This window comes from Kitasatospora sp. NPDC057518 (assembly GCF_042802075.1).
Taxonomy (GTDB): Bacteria; Actinomycetota; Actinomycetes; order Streptomycetales; family Streptomycetaceae; genus Kitasatospora.
In genome coordinates, this window is the sequence record NZ_JBHVEU010000213.1 from 1 (window position 1) to 14,997 (window position 14,997).

The 14,997-nt window shown below is 74.8% G+C and carries 13 protein-coding genes and 1 pseudogene; 4 read left to right on the top strand and 10 right to left on the bottom strand.

Features of this window, described 5'->3' with window-relative positions; genetic code table 11:
* A partial coding sequence (locus ACFU7Z_RS21940) for a hypothetical protein (protein ID WP_380779047.1) occupies positions 1-224 on the bottom strand: 224 nt, incomplete at its 3' end.
* A 6-nt stretch (positions 225-230) separates the two neighbouring features.
* Positions 231-434 carry a hypothetical protein gene (locus tag ACFU7Z_RS21945; RefSeq protein ID WP_049660754.1) on the bottom strand — a complete coding sequence of 68 codons (204 nt, stop codon included), beginning with the start codon at positions 432-434 and terminating at the stop codon, positions 231-233.
* Positions 435-722: 288 nt separating this feature from the next.
* On the opposite strand from ACFU7Z_RS21945, the gene ACFU7Z_RS21950 reads away from it, so the two are divergent.
* On the top strand, positions 723-1,709 hold the full coding sequence (locus ACFU7Z_RS21950) for a LuxR C-terminal-related transcriptional regulator (RefSeq protein WP_375875451.1): 987 nt from the start codon (positions 723-725) through the stop codon (positions 1,707-1,709).
* Here the strand turns inward: ACFU7Z_RS21950 and ACFU7Z_RS21955 are convergent.
* The gene (locus ACFU7Z_RS21955) at positions 1,706-3,754 is read right to left on the bottom strand and encodes a BTAD domain-containing putative transcriptional regulator (protein ID WP_380779050.1); all 2,049 of its coding nucleotides are present in this window, start codon (positions 3,752-3,754) and stop codon (positions 1,706-1,708) included. The two genes, ACFU7Z_RS21950 and ACFU7Z_RS21955, sit on opposite strands and share 4 nt — an antisense overlap.
* Before the next feature lie 178 nt (positions 3,755-3,932).
* On the opposite strand from ACFU7Z_RS21955, the gene ACFU7Z_RS21960 reads away from it, so the two are divergent.
* Both ACFU7Z_RS21960 and ACFU7Z_RS21965 read left to right on the top strand, forming a co-directional pair.
* Positions 3,933-4,475, top strand: a complete 543-nt coding sequence (locus ACFU7Z_RS21960; RefSeq protein ID WP_380743608.1) for a hypothetical protein — start codon at positions 3,933-3,935, stop codon at positions 4,473-4,475.
* A 146-nt stretch (positions 4,476-4,621) separates the two neighbouring features.
* Positions 4,622-5,464, top strand: coding sequence for a hypothetical protein (locus tag ACFU7Z_RS21965; RefSeq protein WP_380779052.1), 843 nt, complete (start codon positions 4,622-4,624; stop codon positions 5,462-5,464).
* 37 nt (positions 5,465-5,501) lie between these two features.
* Here the strand turns inward: ACFU7Z_RS21965 and ACFU7Z_RS21970 are convergent, their stop codons facing one another.
* From ACFU7Z_RS21970 to ACFU7Z_RS21980, 3 genes are read right to left on the bottom strand one after another with little or no spacing between them, the layout of a single operon-like run.
* Positions 5,502-6,743: an MFS transporter gene (locus ACFU7Z_RS21970; protein WP_380779054.1), complete on the bottom strand. Its 1,242-nt coding sequence runs from the start codon at positions 6,741-6,743 to the stop codon at positions 5,502-5,504.
* 49 nt (positions 6,744-6,792) lie between these two features.
* Positions 6,793-7,851: a HEAT repeat domain-containing protein gene (locus tag ACFU7Z_RS21975; protein WP_380779056.1), complete on the bottom strand. Its 1,059-nt coding sequence runs from the start codon at positions 7,849-7,851 to the stop codon at positions 6,793-6,795.
* A gap of 3 nt (positions 7,852-7,854) precedes the next feature.
* A complete protein-coding gene (locus ACFU7Z_RS21980; RefSeq protein ID WP_049656759.1) occupies positions 7,855-8,529 on the bottom strand; it encodes a HEAT repeat domain-containing protein in 675 nt (224 codons plus the stop codon).
* Between the two features lie 297 nt (positions 8,530-8,826).
* Here ACFU7Z_RS21980 and ACFU7Z_RS21985 point away from each other — a divergent pair, with 297 nt between their 5' ends.
* On the top strand, positions 8,827-9,258 hold the full coding sequence (locus ACFU7Z_RS21985) for a hypothetical protein (protein ID WP_049656746.1): 432 nt from the start codon (positions 8,827-8,829) through the stop codon (positions 9,256-9,258).
* Between the two features lie 52 nt (positions 9,259-9,310).
* Here ACFU7Z_RS21985 and ACFU7Z_RS21990 read toward each other — a convergent pair whose 3' ends face one another.
* The 4 genes and pseudogenes from ACFU7Z_RS21990 to ACFU7Z_RS22005 form a co-directional block, all read right to left on the bottom strand.
* The gene (locus ACFU7Z_RS21990) at positions 9,311-10,714 is read right to left on the bottom strand and encodes a DJ-1/PfpI family protein (protein ID WP_380779058.1); all 1,404 of its coding nucleotides are present in this window, start codon (positions 10,712-10,714) and stop codon (positions 9,311-9,313) included.
* A 145-nt stretch (positions 10,715-10,859) separates the two neighbouring features.
* Positions 10,860-11,840 carry a GlxA family transcriptional regulator gene (locus ACFU7Z_RS21995; RefSeq protein ID WP_074005913.1) on the bottom strand — a complete coding sequence of 327 codons (981 nt, stop codon included), beginning with the start codon at positions 11,838-11,840 and terminating at the stop codon, positions 10,860-10,862.
* 120 nt (positions 11,841-11,960) lie between these two features.
* Positions 11,961-12,512, bottom strand: coding sequence for a YciI family protein (locus ACFU7Z_RS22000; protein ID WP_380779060.1), 552 nt, complete (start codon positions 12,510-12,512; stop codon positions 11,961-11,963).
* Between the two features lie 163 nt (positions 12,513-12,675).
* Positions 12,676-14,997: pseudogene (locus ACFU7Z_RS22005) on the bottom strand (hypothetical protein); the annotation flags it as partial.

The window sequence follows — 14,997 nt, forward strand, 5'->3', positions numbered from 1 at the left end:
GCCCTGGCCAGCAGGTTCCGCGCCCTCGATCGGGCCGCCGCCTCGTCGGCGGCGCGGACGTAGAGCACCAGGCCGACGCCCTCGGGCACGGCGCGGGCGCGCACGTGCTCCAGGCCGTCGTCCGGGGCGGCGCACGCCCACAGCGCGGCCTGGATCGCCGCGGCCGCCGCCTCTCCCGAGGGGGCGGCGGCACCGGCCGGCACGGTCAGCTGGACTGCGAACACCGCAGGTCAGGCCTGCGTGACGGCGTCGTCGGCGGGCGGGGCGTCCCAGCCGATCGACCGGGCGGAGGGGTTGTCCCAGCCGATCCCGCCACCCGGGCCCTGGGTGGCGGACGGGGCGTCGGTGGCGGTCGTACCGGCGGCGAAGGCCGGCGCGGCGGAGCCGGCGAGGGCGAGGGTCAGGAGGACGGCGGCGAGTGGACGGACGGCCACGGCGGATTCCTGTTCTGTGCGGGAACTTCGTTGGGGGATAACGCAGTTCTGGGTGTCCGGGAATTCGGGGAATGCGCGCACGGCGAATCCTCCCGGTCCGCGGGCCGCCACGGGAAGGGAATTCGGCGGGCAGGAACAGGACAGGCAGCATGCTGCAGAACCGCGAAGGGCGGCAGCGGCGGGGGCCGTTGACCGGATCATGCCCTTGCGAGGGGTTCCGGCCGGGGGAAGGATCGGCCCGGGCCGACCGGGCATACGGAATCGTCCACGGGGATCAGGGGTCGAGAAGTGCTGGAACTGCTGGGGTTGGACGCCACCGCGGAAGCCGTCTACCGAGGAATGCTCGCCGACCCGGAAGGCGGGGTCGCGGAACTCTGCGACCGGCTCGGCCTCCCCGAGGCCGCCGTGCGCGCGGCCCTCGACCGGCTCGCCGACCTCACCCTGCTACGGACCTCCCGCGAGCGGCCCGGCACCCTGCGGCCGGTCAGCCCGGAGCGCGGCCTGGAGATCCTGCTGCGCCGCCAGGAGGAGGAACTCGCCCGTCGGCAGCAGGAGTTGGCCGCCTCCAAGGCCGCCGTCGCGCGGGCCCTGGGGGAGTACGCCAAGGTGCGGACCGACACCCCGGTGGGCGACCACGAACGGCTGCTCGGCCTCGACGCCATCCAGGACAAGCTGGAGGTGCTGACCGCCCGGCTGACCACCGAGGTCCTGGCGGTGATGCCCGGCGGCGCCCAGTCCGCGGCCAGCCTGGCCGCCTCCCGGCCGCTCGACGAGGACGCCCTGCGACGCGGCGTCAGCCTGCGCACCGTCTACCAGGAGAGCATCCACGACGCCCCGGAGACCCTCGACTACGCCCGCTGGATGTCCGGCCTCGGCGGCGAGGTGCGCACCGCACCGGTGCTGCCACCCCGGATGCTGGTCTTCGACCGCAGCACCGCCGTGCTGCCGATCGACCCGGAGAACACCCGGGCCGGCGCCCTGTGCACCCGGGAGCCGGGCATCGTCGCCTCCCTGGTCGCCCTGTTCGAACAGACCTGGGAGACCGCCGTCCCGATCACCGACGACCCCGACGGCGCGCCGCCGCTGACCCTGACCACCGGCGAGCGCGAACTCCTGCGCCTGCTGTCCACCGGCCTCACGGACGACGCGGCGGCCAAACGCCTCGGCGTCTCGGTACGCACCGTCCGCCGCCAGATGGCCGTCCTGATGGAACGCCTCGACGCGGCCAGCCGCTTCGAAGCCGGCCTCAAGACCGCCCGCCGCGGCTGGCTCTAGCCGCCCGGCGGGGGGTCGGCTGCTGCGGCGGCAGCGGCGGCCAGGCGGTCCACCTCGACCCATTCGTCGAGGTGGAGGCCGTACAGGCGGGCCGGGTGGTCGGCGGCGGGGTGGGTGGGGAGGAAGGCGGGGGAGTGGCCGCGGTGGAGGTACCAGGAGCCGAGGCGGACCAGGGCGGCGCGGCGTTCGGCGGCGCTGGTCTCCACGGAGCAGCGTTCGGCGGCGTAGAGGCGCAGGAGGTCGTTGAGCCGGTAGTGGTCGCGGTCCTCGGGGGTGAGCAGGTGGGCGGCGGCCAGCCGGTCGAGGACAGGCCGGACGGCGGCGGGCGGGGCGCCGGCCAGGGCGGCGGCCGCGTCGGCGCCGATGCCGACGGCCGGGACGAGGGCGAGCAGCCGGAGCAGGTCGCGGGCCTCGCCGGGCAGTGAGCGGTAGGAGAGGTCGAAGGCGGCACGGACCGCCGAGGTGTCGTCGCCCTCGATCTGGAGGGCGCTCAACCGGTGCTCCGTGTCGAGGAGTTCGGCGGCGTGGGCGGCGAGGCTGCGGTCCGGGCTGGCGGCCAGGCGGCTGGCGGTGACGGCCAGGGCGAGGGGCAGTCGGCCGCAGGCGTCGGCGAGTTCGGCGGCGGCGCGCGGCTCGGCGCGGGTGCGGTGCTCGCCGACCATGCGGGCCAGCAGTTCGAGGGCCTGGTGGGCGGGCAGGACGTCGAGCACCAGCGGCCGGGCGCCGTTGCGGACGGTCAGTCCGTCGAGCCGGGTGCGGCTGGTGACGACCGTGCGGCAGCCCGGGGCGCCGGGCAGCAGCGGGCGGACCTGCTCGGCGTCGCGGGCGTTGTCGAGGATCACGAGCACCCGCCGGTCGGCCAGCCGGGAGCGGTAGAGCGCGGCCGCCTCGTCCGCCGCCGCGGGGATCCGGTCGCCGGGCACGCCGAGGGCGCGCAGGAAGCGGGCCAGGACGGTGCGCGGGGCGAGCGGCGCGTCGACGGAGTAGCCGTGCAGGTCGGCGTAGAGCTGGCCGTCCGGGAAGCGGTCGCGGACCCGGTGGGCCCAGTCGACGGCGAGGGTGGTCTTGCCGACCCCGGCCGGTCCGGAGACGGCGCAGACCGCGCACGCGGCGGCGGCCGGCCCGGCCTCCTGGTCCGCCGGGTCGGTGAGCAGCGCGTCCAGGGCCCGCAGTTCGGTGTCGCGTCCGACGAAGGTGGCCAGGGCGGGCGGGAGTTGGGCGGGCGGCGCCTGCACCTGCGCCGGCGCGGGTGGCGCCGGCGCGGGTGGTTCCTCGGCCCGGGCCGGGGCGGCGGGCACCGGTTCGGTGGCCAGCAGCTCCAGGTGCAGCGCCCGCAGCTCGGGCCCGGGGTCGAGCCCGAGTTCGTCGGCCAGCCGTTCCGCGAACCGGCGGTAGGCGGCGAGCCCTTCGGGGGTGCGTCCGGAGCCGTGCAGGGCGCGCATCAGCTGTCCGGTGAACCGTTCCCGCAGCGGGTGGTCGGCGACCAGCGCGGTGAGTTCGGGGACGGCCGTACGGTGCCGGCCGAGCGCGAGTTCCAGGTCGAGGCACTCCTCCCAGGCGGTCAGCCGCAGTTCGTCCAGCGCGACGGCGCCCGGGGCGTCCGCGTCCACGGCGAGTCCGTCGAGGGCCGGTCCGCGCCACAGGGCGAGGGCCGAGCGGAGCCCGTCGACGGCCTCCGGGGCCCGCCCGGCGGCGGCCTCGGCGCGGGCGAGGGCGAGCCGGTCGGTGAAGTCGCGGGCGTCCAGGCGGTGGCCGGTGAGCGTGATGCGGTAGCCGCGGCCGTCGGTGAGCAGGGCGGGCGGCGCGTCCGGGTCGGCCTCGGCGAAGCGGCGCCGCAGCACCCCGGCGAGGTTGCGGACCTGGCGGGTGGCGGTGGCCGGCGGCCGCTCGTCCCAGACGGTGTCCACCAGGCGGGCGACCGGTACGGAGGAGTCCGCGTTGAGCAGCAGGGCGGCGAGCAGCCGCTCCTGCCGGGAGCCTTCGGAGGGGATGCGTCGGCCGTCGCCGGTCCACACCTCCAGCGAGCCGAGGATCCTGAACTCCAACGTCCCTCCCTGGGGCCCGCGGGGCCGGACCGGACCGGCCGCCGTGGAGGACGGGCGCGAGTCGTGACGAACTGATGATCAGATCATGCCAGTTGTGTGCGTTCGGTTGAGAAGTTTCTTGTGCACCGGCCGAAACGAGCCGGTCGCCCAGTGAGGACCCCGAACCCAGGAGCAGTCGATGAACCGTCTGAAGAAGGCCGTCGCCACCGCGACCGCCGTCGCCGCCGCCGCCCTGATCCCGCTCACCGCCGCCCCGGCCTCCGCCACCACCGGGCCGGCCACCCACCTCGGGATGACCTGGTCCGTCGTCTCCAACGGCCCCGACGGAACCGTCCAGGTCGGCGGCCCCGGCGGCAGCCCGAGCAACGCCTACAACGGTGACACCGCGCCGTCCGTCTCGCTGCCCGTGCTCTGCCTCAACGTCGACGGCAGCCCGGCCCCGTCCGGGATCAGCCTCGGCTTCTACAACGGCTGGGCGCAGGGCACCGTCGCCCTCAGCCAGCCGGTCAAGGGCTCCCGCCTGAACAGCCGGGCCGCGGCCGACAGCGTCTGCCAGGCCGGTTTCGGCGCCGGCTGGCGCGAGGCCGAGTTCCACGACGGCCACTACGGCACCGACCTGTCGCAGACCGGCGGCTGGACCTTCTGGGCCTACGGCAACATCCCCAGCAACACCCGTTTCTGGACGGCCATCAACGACCAGCCGGCCAACCCCTGGAACTGACCGGACGCACACCGCCGGTGCGCCCGCCCTCCCGGCGGGCGCGCCGCGGTGGCCGGGTTCCGGGATTCGCCGACGGTCCGTCCGGGTACGCCGTACGCTCGGGGCGCAGGCGGTCGGCCGCCGCCCTGGACCCGGAGGAGGACGGCGTGAACACGGCTGCCGCACGGCAGGACACGGCTGCGGAACGCACCTCCCCGGGCGGGCCCCGGATCGACCCGCTGCTCGCCGACCGCGTCACCGAGGCGCTCCTCCTGGCCGGCCTGCCCGTCGGGTACGGCGGACACGGCCCCGGCGTCCAGCTGCGCCCGGCCCGGCCGTTCGACGACTCCGACGACTGCGCCGGCCTGATCGCCCTGCACTGGGAGCCCGGCCCCCGGCTGGCCGCCGCGGCGGCCATGGAGGAGTTCCAGCAGCCGGCCTCCGCCGCCGGCCGGGTCGTCACCAGCAGCATGCAGAACGCGCTGGCGGAGTTCCTGCCGGCCTTCGGCATCGAGGTCGAGGCCGGCCGGCTCGACGGGGAGACCAGGGTCGGCCGTACCAGCGGCCCCGCCCCGGCCACCGGACAGGACGCCGGCCGGGACACCGCCGCTCCGGCCGGGTCCCGCCCGCAGGACCTCGGCATCGGCGCGCACGTCGTCGACGCGGTGCGCCGCACCGCCGCACTGGCCGGACTGCCGGTCGCCGACCACCTGCACGCGCCCGGCATCACCCTCGCCCCGTGCCGGCCCGTCGACGACGGCGACGACACCACCGGCGTCGCCGACCTCCACTGGAACCCCTCCCGCCGCCTGTCCGCGGCCGCCGACGGCGACACCCCCGCCGCCGAGCGGGCCGCACGGGCCCGCACCGCCGTCCAGGACGCGATGCGGCACGCCTTCGGCGCCGTCCTCGGCGCCTGCGGCCTCGACCTCCAGTGGTGCCGCCCGTCCGCGCTCCCGTACCAGCTGCGCGCCTACGGCGCCGCCGAGCAGCCGCCGGTACGCCACTGACGCCCGGCCCGCGCGTCCGGGGCGTCCGGGGCGTCGGCTACGGGGCCTCGGCCTTCTCCCGCAGCCCACGGACCGAGGGCCCGTGCGGTTGCGGCCGCGGTCGCCAGGGCGTGCGGAGGCGGTGGGCCAGGGCGCTGGCCGCCACGCAGAGGGCCAGCGCGCTCCAGAGCAGCGGGGGGTTCTGCAGGCCCAGGCCGATGACCGCCGGTCCGACCGCGTAGGACACCGTCCAGGTCAGCTGGAACAGGGACATGTACGGTCCCTCGTCGCCCTTGGGCGCCATGGCGACCGCCGTCGCGGCCGCGGTGGGCTTCGAGGCCAGTTCGGCCAGCGCAAGCACCACCGCCACGAGGACGGCGAGCGGGCCCTGGAGGGCGTGCGGGGCGGTGGAGACCGTCGCGGTGAGGGCGATGGCGCCGGCCGCCGCGCCGATCGACAGGCCCAGGACCCGCGAGCGGCTCCAGCCGGACAGCAGCCGGCTGATCCGCATCTGCAGGGTGGTGGCGGTGGCGTAGCGCACGGCGACCACGACGGTCGGCCAGTAGGCGGCCTGGTGGAGGCCCTCCACCAGGTAGAGGGGGAAGGCGACGGTCGGGATCAGCCAGGCCGCCGAGAGCAGTGTCTGGGACGCGACCAGGGACAGGAACGGCCGGTCGCCGAGCGCCGCCCGGGTGTTCGACCTCGCCGCCCGGAGCCCGGGCCGATCGGCGGCCGGCACGGTCACCCCCAGCAGGAGGGCGGCCGCGAGGAGGGAGCTCGCGCTGTTCAGGGCGAGCGCGACCTCCAGGCCGTGCCCGCCGGCGAGCGCCATCAGGGCGGTCGCCCCCAGGGTGCCGACGCCCAGGGAGGTCGTCTTGAGCACGGTGACCGCGGAGAACCACTCGGTGAGCTCCTCCGGCTTCGCGAACCGCGCGACCAGGGTGGGCCAGGCGGCGCCGTAGAGGCGGTCGGAGGCCGTCACGAGGAAGGTGGCGGCCGCCACGGTGACCAGGTTCCCGGCCGCGAAGAACAGCCCGTACCCGAGCGCGGTCAGGACGTTGCTGACGACCAGGCAGGACTTGGGCCCCACCGCCTGGACGGCCCGTCCGCAGAGCGGCACGACGGCGAAGGACGCGAGCGACCCGACCGTCACGGCGGTGCCCGCGGCGGCCGCCGGGAAGTGCCGGACGGTGACGAAGAACAGCAGCGACAGCGGCAGGAAGACGCCGGAGCCGAACGTGTCGATCGCCACCGAGAGGAACAGCCGCCGCTGTCGACGGAACCGCCCGGCCCCTGTCATGCCACCCCCACCTCGAACCCGCCTCCGGCTACCGCGTGACCATCGCGGACTACCGAGTGTCGCGCAGCTTGAGAATGTACGTCGCGGTCAGCGCGACCGCACGGTCCTCGTCCCGCGCGAGCGCTTCGAGGGCGCGGGACGCCGTACCGCCCGGGACGTCCGCGAGCGCCTGGGTCAGCCGTCGGCGCGCGTCCGGGCCGACGGCCTCCCGGGCGAGGCGGTCGACCAGCCCGGCGGCGATCCGGTCCGCCAGCGCGGGGCCGCTCGCCGGCGTGGCGCCGTCCGCCGGAGCGGGATCGTCCACCGCAGCGGAGCCGTTCGCCAGCGCGCCCAGCGCGTCCGCCGCGTCGGCGTCGTTCGTCGCCCCGACGATCATGTCGATGAGCGTCGGGACCGCGTCGGCCACGCCGCGGGCCCCGAGCGCCAGGGCCGCGTACCTGCGGACCACGGCGTCGGGGTGCCCGAGGGCGTCCCGCAGCAGCGCGGTCGCCGTCCCGTCCGGCAGCTCGGCGAGGGACCGGACGGCCCGCTCGCGCACCTCGGCCGCGGACGAGTCCAGCCCCTCCGCGAGCAGGGCCGTCCCGTCCCCGCCCGACTGCGCCAGCGCCCACCGGAGCGCCCCGGCGACGATCGGGTCCGACTCGCCCAGCACGGCCTCGACCAGCGCCTCCACCGGCACCGCCGCGTCCTCGCCCGCGGACAGCGCGGCGCGCTGCCGCGCCCCCGGGCTCTTCGACTCCAGGGCCTGGAGCAGCGCGACGACCCGGAGGACCTCCTCCCACCCGGCGGGCTCCGCGGCGTCGATCCGCCGCAGCCGGGTGAGCAGCTCCGTCTCCGCCGCGATGCGCTCACGGGTCCGGAGGATGAGGTCCTCGACGAGCTCCGCGGGCGCGAAGCCGGGATCGTCCAGGGCCCGTCCGACGTCGCGCAGCGACAGGCCCAGCGACCGCAGGCTCTCGATGTGGAAGATCCGCCGGATGTCCTCGTCCGCGTACCGGCGGTAACCGGAGCCGGTGCGCCCTGTCGGACGCACCAGCCCGAGCGACTCGTAGTGCCTGAGCATGCGGGCGCTGACCCCCGACCGCCGGGCGACGTCGCCGATCAACACTGCCTACCGTCCCTCCTGGCGGCCCTCGCCGAAGACCGCCGTGCGCTTCGCCTCCTCGACGGCGAGCTCGAACCCGGCGTCCGGGTCGTGCCACAGCCGTTCGGTGGCGAGCGCGTGCGCGCGCACCCCGGGGTCGGGGTCCGTCGTCGCGGCGCCCAGCGTCGGCAGCACCGCCTCCCCGAGCGCGACCAGCGCCCGGCTGAGGCTCAGCCGCGTCTCGCGTCCGCCGCGCCCGAGCTGAGCCGCCAACACTACGGCCAGCGCGGGCACCCCGTCCTCGGGTACGAGCACGACCGCGGCCCGCCAGGCGCTGCGGGCCACCTCCTCGTCGGCGTCGGCCAGCAACGCCGGCGTGATCGCCGGCCACGCCCGCCGGTCCCCGATCTTGGACAGCGTGTGCAGGGCCTGGCTCCGGGCCTGCGCCCGCTCCGCGCGGACCTCGCCGAGCAGCAGCGGGACGGTCACCGCCGCCTCGTGGCGGGTGAGCGCCCAGGTGAGCATCTCGCGCACGGAGAACTCGGGCTCGACCGCGCACCGCCCGACGAGCGGGCGGACGAACCCCGCGTCCGGGTTCGTGCCGACGGCCAGCGCCGCCCGCAGGCGCACCGACGGGTCGTCGTGCTCCAGCCCGCGGAGCGCCGCCCGCATCGTGTCCCTGTCCTCTTCCGGCCTGGTCATCAGGACCACCTCCTGGGCCTCAGTGAAGGGCTTGTCACGGTGTCAAGGTCAAGCGGGTTCCGTGCGCGGTGCCCGCGACGGCCCGGGCGAGGGCGGGGCGGCGGCCGGGGCAGCGGCCGGGCGGGCCGGTCGTCCGACGGCGGGATGGAGGGTCCGGTCTTACGGTGAATGTGGGGCTCTGCCGGTGCGGGTGCCCCGCTCCGGGTCGTCCGGAGCCCCTCCACCCGGCTGCTCGTCCCTCCGTCCCCGTCCCCGTCCCCCGTCCGCGAGGCGACCGCGATCGAAGGAGACCGTGTCATGGCCAGCAGTACGTCCGGAGTCGGCCCCACCGCCCGGGGCCGCGAGCAGTACCCCTACGCGTCAGGGTGGACCATCTTCGCCGGGGTCATGCTGATCACCGCCGGCCTCATGGCGATCTTCCAGGGCAGCGCCGCCATCACCCACGACAGCCTGCTCGTGGTCACCCGCAGCTACGTGTACGCGATGAACACCGAGGGCTGGGGATGGATCCACCTCATCCTCGGCGTCTTCGTAGTGGTGGCGGGTGTCGCGGTCTTCAGCGGCGCCGCCTGGGCCCGCATCGTCGGTCTGGTCGTGGCAGGGCTGGGGATGATCGCCAACTTCCTCTGGCTGCCCTACTACCCCCTGTGGGCCATCGTCCTGATCGCGATCGACGCCCTCGTCATCTGGGCCCTGTGCGTCGGAACGATCAAGACGGACCCGATCTGACGGACGGCACGGCCACCGCTCCACGGGCCGTCGTGGCCCCGGCGGGTCCCCCTCAGCGGCCCGGTGCGGCGCGGCGCCGCCGTCGAACCGTGTGCCGGACCGCCGTCGGTGCCAGCCCCACCCCCACGCTCACGGCGACCGCCGCCGCGGCCAGCAGAGTGGACCGCCAGGGCCAGGACGCGCCGGTCAGCTCCAGATGGGCCGAGGGGTACTCGGAGAACTTCGCGGTGGTCAGTGCCGTACGGCGGTCGCCGTGCTCGGCGAGGTCCCGCAGGACCGGATCGAAGCCGAACTCCCCGGACCGCCGTCCTCCGCCGGGCAGTTCGGCGGCGAGCCCGTTGCGCAGGGCCCAGTCGCCCAGCGCACCGTCGAGGCCGGAGGCGTCCCTGACGCCGGGCACCACGAAGCGGTCCGCCCCGTGGGCGCCTCCCGTCGCGGGCCGGGTGGCGAGGACCAGGCCGTGGCGGGTGGTGACGGTGTCGCCGGCGCCGATCACCAGCGTCCGGGTGGCGAAGGAGACTCCGCCGTACCCCTCGAAGGCGGCGGCCGCGTCGATCTCCTCGACGCCGTCGACCAGGCCGATGGCCGTGGTGGAGCGCAGCCACGGGAACGCGGCGTTGAGGGCGTACGGGAGGTCGCCGAGGGCGAGGTGGTTGGCCGGTATCGCGGTCGGCCCGTCCGGAGTCCAGCCGGGGTAGGCCAGGCCGGTGCCGATACGGGTCGACTCCGCCTCGCCGGCCAGCTCCCCGACCAGCCGCAGCGCGCCCACGGTGCCGGAGGTGACGCCCGCGGTGGTGGTCACCCGCCCGTCCTCGACGTAGCGCCGCCCGCGCTGCCAGTCGACCTTCGGGTAACCGCGCTCCAGGGAGCCGATGTTGGACCAGAACGACGTGGCCTCGCGGCCGTCGAGCAGACCGGAGGCGGCCAGCAGCTCGGAGCCCGCGCACACCCCGAGGATCCGGGCGCCCTTGCGGTGGCGTTCGACGATCCACTCGCGCAGGCGCTCCTCGCCCGCGCCGGCGGGGTCGGTCACGGCGGGCACGACCACCACGTCGGGTTCCGGCAGAGTGCCGCCCGCCACCTCGGCCAGCGTGTGGTCGGGCAGCAGATGGGCACCGCCGGACAGCGGGGAGACACGGCGTTCGGCGGCCACCGTGTAGACGAACATCGTCGGCGACTCGGCGAACACCTGGTAGGGCGCGAGGACGTCGGTGGCCACGGAGCCCTCGTTGCTGACCGCGACCGCCACGGTGATCCTGCCCTCCGGCACCGGCCGGGCGGTCGGCCACTCCCGGGCATCGGATCCGCGGGGCGCGGCGGCGAAGCTGTCCGCCATCGACGCGCTCACCCCCGCGAAGGCGATCCCCGCGAAGGACGCGGCCGTCAGACCCGTGCCCAGCAGCACCCGGCCGGTACGGCGCAGCGCTCGGTGCCCCCTACGGGGCCCGGAACTCATCGCGAACAAGACATACCTTGACAATCCGGGCACGTTCCGGCAGCACGGTGCCGTCGGCCCTCGTGGAAACGGGAAAGGGGGAAATCGGAGGAGGTCGGGGTGAACCGGTCGCAGAAGAGGCTCTACGCCGAGGAGGCCGGGCCCGTCAGGCGGTCGGCCGCAGTGGCGCCCGCAGCAGCGAGGGCGGGGCCCCGAAGGCGTCGGCGACCACCCGGCGCAGCTGCCGGGCGTCACGGAACCCGCACCGGAGCGCGACCGCCTCCACCGTCAGGTCGGTACCGGACAGCAGGGCGCGGGCCCGCTCCAGCCGCAGTTGCCGCTGGTAGGCGAACGGGGTGAGGCCGGCGGCCGCGGTGAAGGCCCGCGTCAGACCGCGAGGGGACAGCCCGGCGATGCCGGCGAGTTCACGCAGGGTGAAGGCGGCGTCCAGGTGCTGCGCCAGATGGTCCTGCACCCGGTGCACCGCGGGCTGGACGTGGTCGCGGTGCCGCAGGAACGGACTGATCTGTGCCGCGTCCCCGTCCCGTCGCAGGTACAGCACCAGCTCACGCGCGACCCGCCCGGCCAGCTCCGGGCCGCGCTCCCGCTCGACCAGGGACAACGCGAGATCGATCCCCGACGAGATGCCCGCACTGGTGCTGATCCGCCCGTCGTGCACGTAGAGCGCGGCCTCACGCACCCGGGCCCGCGGGTACCGGTCGCGCATCGCCGAGGTGAGCGACCAGTGGGTCGTGCACGCCCTGCCGTCCAGCAGCCCCGCCTCCCCCAGGACGACCGCACCGCTGCACACGGACGCCACCCGGGCACCCGCGTCGTACGCCTCACGCACCCAGCGCACGACGGCGGGTGCCACCAGCCGGTCGGATCCGGTCAGCCGGGGGCCCGGCACGAGCACCAGGTCACCGGCTGCCGCCCGGCTCGTGGCCAGCGGCGCCAGCCCCGCCAGCCGCAGGCCCTGGGCGGACCGCAGAGCGTCCGCCTCGGCGACGTACTCCAGCCGGTAACCGCCGCCGAGCTGCGCCGCGGCGTCGAACACCTGCACAGGACCGCCGAGGTCCAGCAGATTCACCTCGGGCAGCACCAGGACCAGCACCCGCCCGGTACACCCGTCCGTCTCCTCGCTCACCCCGCCACGGTAGGCCGCGAGGAACCGCCCGCACGAGGTCTCCCAGGGGCGGACGGCGGACGGATCTGGCACTGGATGCGGTGGACGCAGGCCCGGCGCACCGGCCTCAGCACCGGCCGGTCAGGACGGCCGCCCGCCGAACTGCCAGTCGTGCACCTCGATGTCGGCGTACCGCTCCCGGGTCAGGACGGCGCCCGCCGCATCCCGGTCCGGCGCCCGGAGCAACGCGGCCGTGCCCAGCCAGGCGGTGCCGTCGTCGGACAGCAGCGGACCGTAGGCGATCAGCCCGTCCCGGTCGGCCGGCACGGCGAGGTCGACGGCCGGCCCCGAGCCGAGGCCGAGCACCAGGTACCGGTTGCCGCCGGTCCGGCCGCCGGGGAAGTCCCACATGGTGCGCCCCAGCGTGTTGCTCCACCGCCGCAGCAACACGTCCCGGTAGACGCCCGCCTGGTAACCCGGCTCGGCGAAGGCGAACGCCCGGGCCGCGGCGGCATCGGGCAGGTCGATGATGTGCACGCTGCCGGTGGGGGCGCCGCGGTCCTCGGTGAGGGTCGGGCCCCGGGCGATCAACTCCTCCGCGTACCCGTCCATGTAGGACCAGTGCTGTTCCAGCAGTTCGCGGCGCAACGTCCCGGAGCCGGGCCGGTCGCGGTGGTAGCAGAAGAACTCCATGCCCGTAGGGTCCCCTGAAGGAGGCGGCCAGGTCCAGGGCCTGCGTCGACGGCGGATTCCGACCGCATGCCTCCGTGACGGCCGCACAAGGGCGGTGGCCCGGGAGGACTTCCTCCCGGGCCCCCGCCCTCGGCCCGTCAGGACCGGTCCGGCCTTGTCGGGCTCACTCGCTCACCCCGCCCGCCCGGCGCCTGCGCGCCCGGACCAGGAGGGCCAGCACCGAACCGAGACCGGCCAGCGCCGCACCGGTCGCGGCGTAGGGCCGGACCGACGAGCCGGTGTCCGGCAGCGGCCCAGCCTCGTGGTGCTGCTGGTGCCCGCCCTGCGGGTGCTCGCCGGGACCGGTGCTGCCGTGCTCCGGCCCCTGGCCGTTGCCGTTCCCATTCCCGTTCCCGTTGCCGTGGCCACTGCCGTTCCCATTGCCGTTCTCATGGCCGGGCTTGTGCTCGTGGCACTCCTCCTTCTCGCACGGCGGCGTGCACCGGGCGAGCGCGGAGGACGGCGGAGTGGTCACCGGCTCGGTCCCGGGCGGCGAGTTCGGCGGCACGTAGGAGGCGGTGACCGTGTTGACGGTGTCCTCGCTGATCAGGCTGGAGCAGTAGAACTTCTTCGTCTGCCCCGCTGCCAGATCGAACGTCCCGGCCGCCACCGTGCAGGACACCTCCTGGCGGTCGTTCAGCGTGATCCCGGTCAGGTCCACCGTGCCGGTGTTGGTCACCGTGATCTGCCAGAACGCCTGGCACTTGTCCGGCGCACACGGCTCCTCGGACGCCCCACCCTTGTGCAGCGTCACCTCCTTGCCCCACGGCCCGGCGCCGCCCGCACCGCAGTCGCCGGACTTGTCCGACTGGCAGACCTCCTTGTCGACGCTCAGCGACGGAACGTTGGTGCCGCTCACGTCCACGCTCGCCTCGGACGGCGGTGTGGTGATCGGGGTGCCGCCGGGGCCGGGGAAGGACGCCGTCACCGTGTTCGTCGTCGGCTGGGTGACGCCTGTCAGGTTGCAGAACACCTGCTTGGACGCGCCTGCCGCGAGGTCGAATGTCCCCGCAGTTGTCACGCAGGCCGGCGTCACGGAGTCGTTCAGCGTGATGCCGGTCAGGTTCACCGTGCCGTTGTTGGTGACGGTGATCCGCCAGTAGGCGGTGCTGTTCGGCGCGATGGTGGTGGTTTTGGCCCAGGGGCCGGGTCCGCCGTCACCGCAGTCGGCGGTGTTTGCGGAGGTGCAGACCTCCTTGTTGACGGCCAGGGACGGGACGTCGGCACTGGCCTCGGACGGGGGCGTGGTGATCGGGGTGCCGCCGGGGCCCGGGAAGGAGGCCGTCACCGTGTTTGTCGTCAGCTTGGTGACGTCTGTCAGGTTGCAGAAGACCTGCTTGGAGGCACCTGCCGCGAGGTCGAACGATCCGGCAGCCGTGACACAAGCCGGCGTCACGGAGTCGGCGAGGGTGATGCCGGTGATGTTGACGGGGCCGTTGTTGGTCACCGTGATGCGCCAGTAGGCGGTGCCGTTCGGGGTGAGGGTGGTGGTCTTGGCCCAGGGGCCGGCGCCGCCGTCACCGCAGTCGGCCGGGTTGGTGCTGGTGCAGACCTCCTTGTTGATCGTCAGCGACGGGACGTCGACGCTCGCCTCGGAGGGCGGTGTAGTGATTGGTGTGCCGCCGGGGCCGGGGAAGGACGCCGTCACCGTGTTCGTCGTCGACTGGGTGACGCTCGTCAGGTTGCAGAACACCTGATGGGAGGCGCCTGCCGCCAGGTCGAAGGTGCCAGCAGCTGTGACACACGACGGCGTGACCGTGTCGGTGAGGGTGATGCCGGTCAGGTTGACCGTGCCGTTGTTGGTGACGGTGATGCGCCAGTAGGCGGTGCCGTTCGGCGCGACGGTGGTGGTCTTGGCCCACGGTCCCGCGCCGCCCTCACCGCAGTCAGCGGCGTTCGCGGAGGTGCAGACCTCCTTGTTGATCGTCAGCGACGGAACGTCAACGCTCGCCTCGGAGGGCGGTGTGGTGATCGGGGTGCCACCGGGCCCTGGGAAGGAGGCCGTCACCGTGTTCGTCGTCAGCTTGGTGATGTCTGGCAGGTTGCAGAACACCTGATGGGACGCGCCTGCGGCGAGGTCAAAGGAGCCGGCGGCCGTCACGCACGACGGTGTGACGGCGTCGGTGAGGGTGATGCCGGTCAGGTTGACCGTGCCGTTGTTGGTCACCGTGATCCGCCAGTACGCCGTCCCATTCGGCGCCAGGGTGGTGGTCTTCGCCCACGGGCCTGCACCGCCGTCACCGCAGTCGGCCGGGTTGGTCGAGGTGCAGACCTCCTTGTTGATGACCAGGGACGGAACGTCGGCACTGGCTTCGGAGGGTGGTGTGGTGATGGGTGTTCCGCCGGGGCCGGGGAAGGAGGCCGTCACCGTGTTCGTCGTCAGCTTGGTGATGTCTGGCAGGTTGCAGAACACCTGATGGGACGCGCCTGCGGCGAGGTCAAAGGA

Coding starts and splice junctions, on each gene's coding strand:
- ACFU7Z_RS21970 (WP_380779054.1), bottom strand. CDS start 6,743: ATGACAGGGGCCGGGCGGTTCCGTCGACAGCGGCGGCTGTTCCTCTCG.
- ACFU7Z_RS21990 (WP_380779058.1), bottom strand. CDS start 10,714: ATGAGTTCCGGGCCCCGTAGGGGGCACCGAGCGCTGCGCCGTACCGGC.
- ACFU7Z_RS21980 (WP_049656759.1), bottom strand. CDS start 8,529: ATGACCAGGCCGGAAGAGGACAGGGACACGATGCGGGCGGCGCTCCGC.
- ACFU7Z_RS22000 (WP_380779060.1), bottom strand. CDS start 12,512: ATGGAGTTCTTCTGCTACCACCGCGACCGGCCCGGCTCCGGGACGTTG.
- ACFU7Z_RS21960 (WP_380743608.1), top strand. CDS start 3,933: ATGAACCGTCTGAAGAAGGCCGTCGCCACCGCGACCGCCGTCGCCGCC.
- ACFU7Z_RS21985 (WP_049656746.1), top strand. CDS start 8,827: ATGGCCAGCAGTACGTCCGGAGTCGGCCCCACCGCCCGGGGCCGCGAG.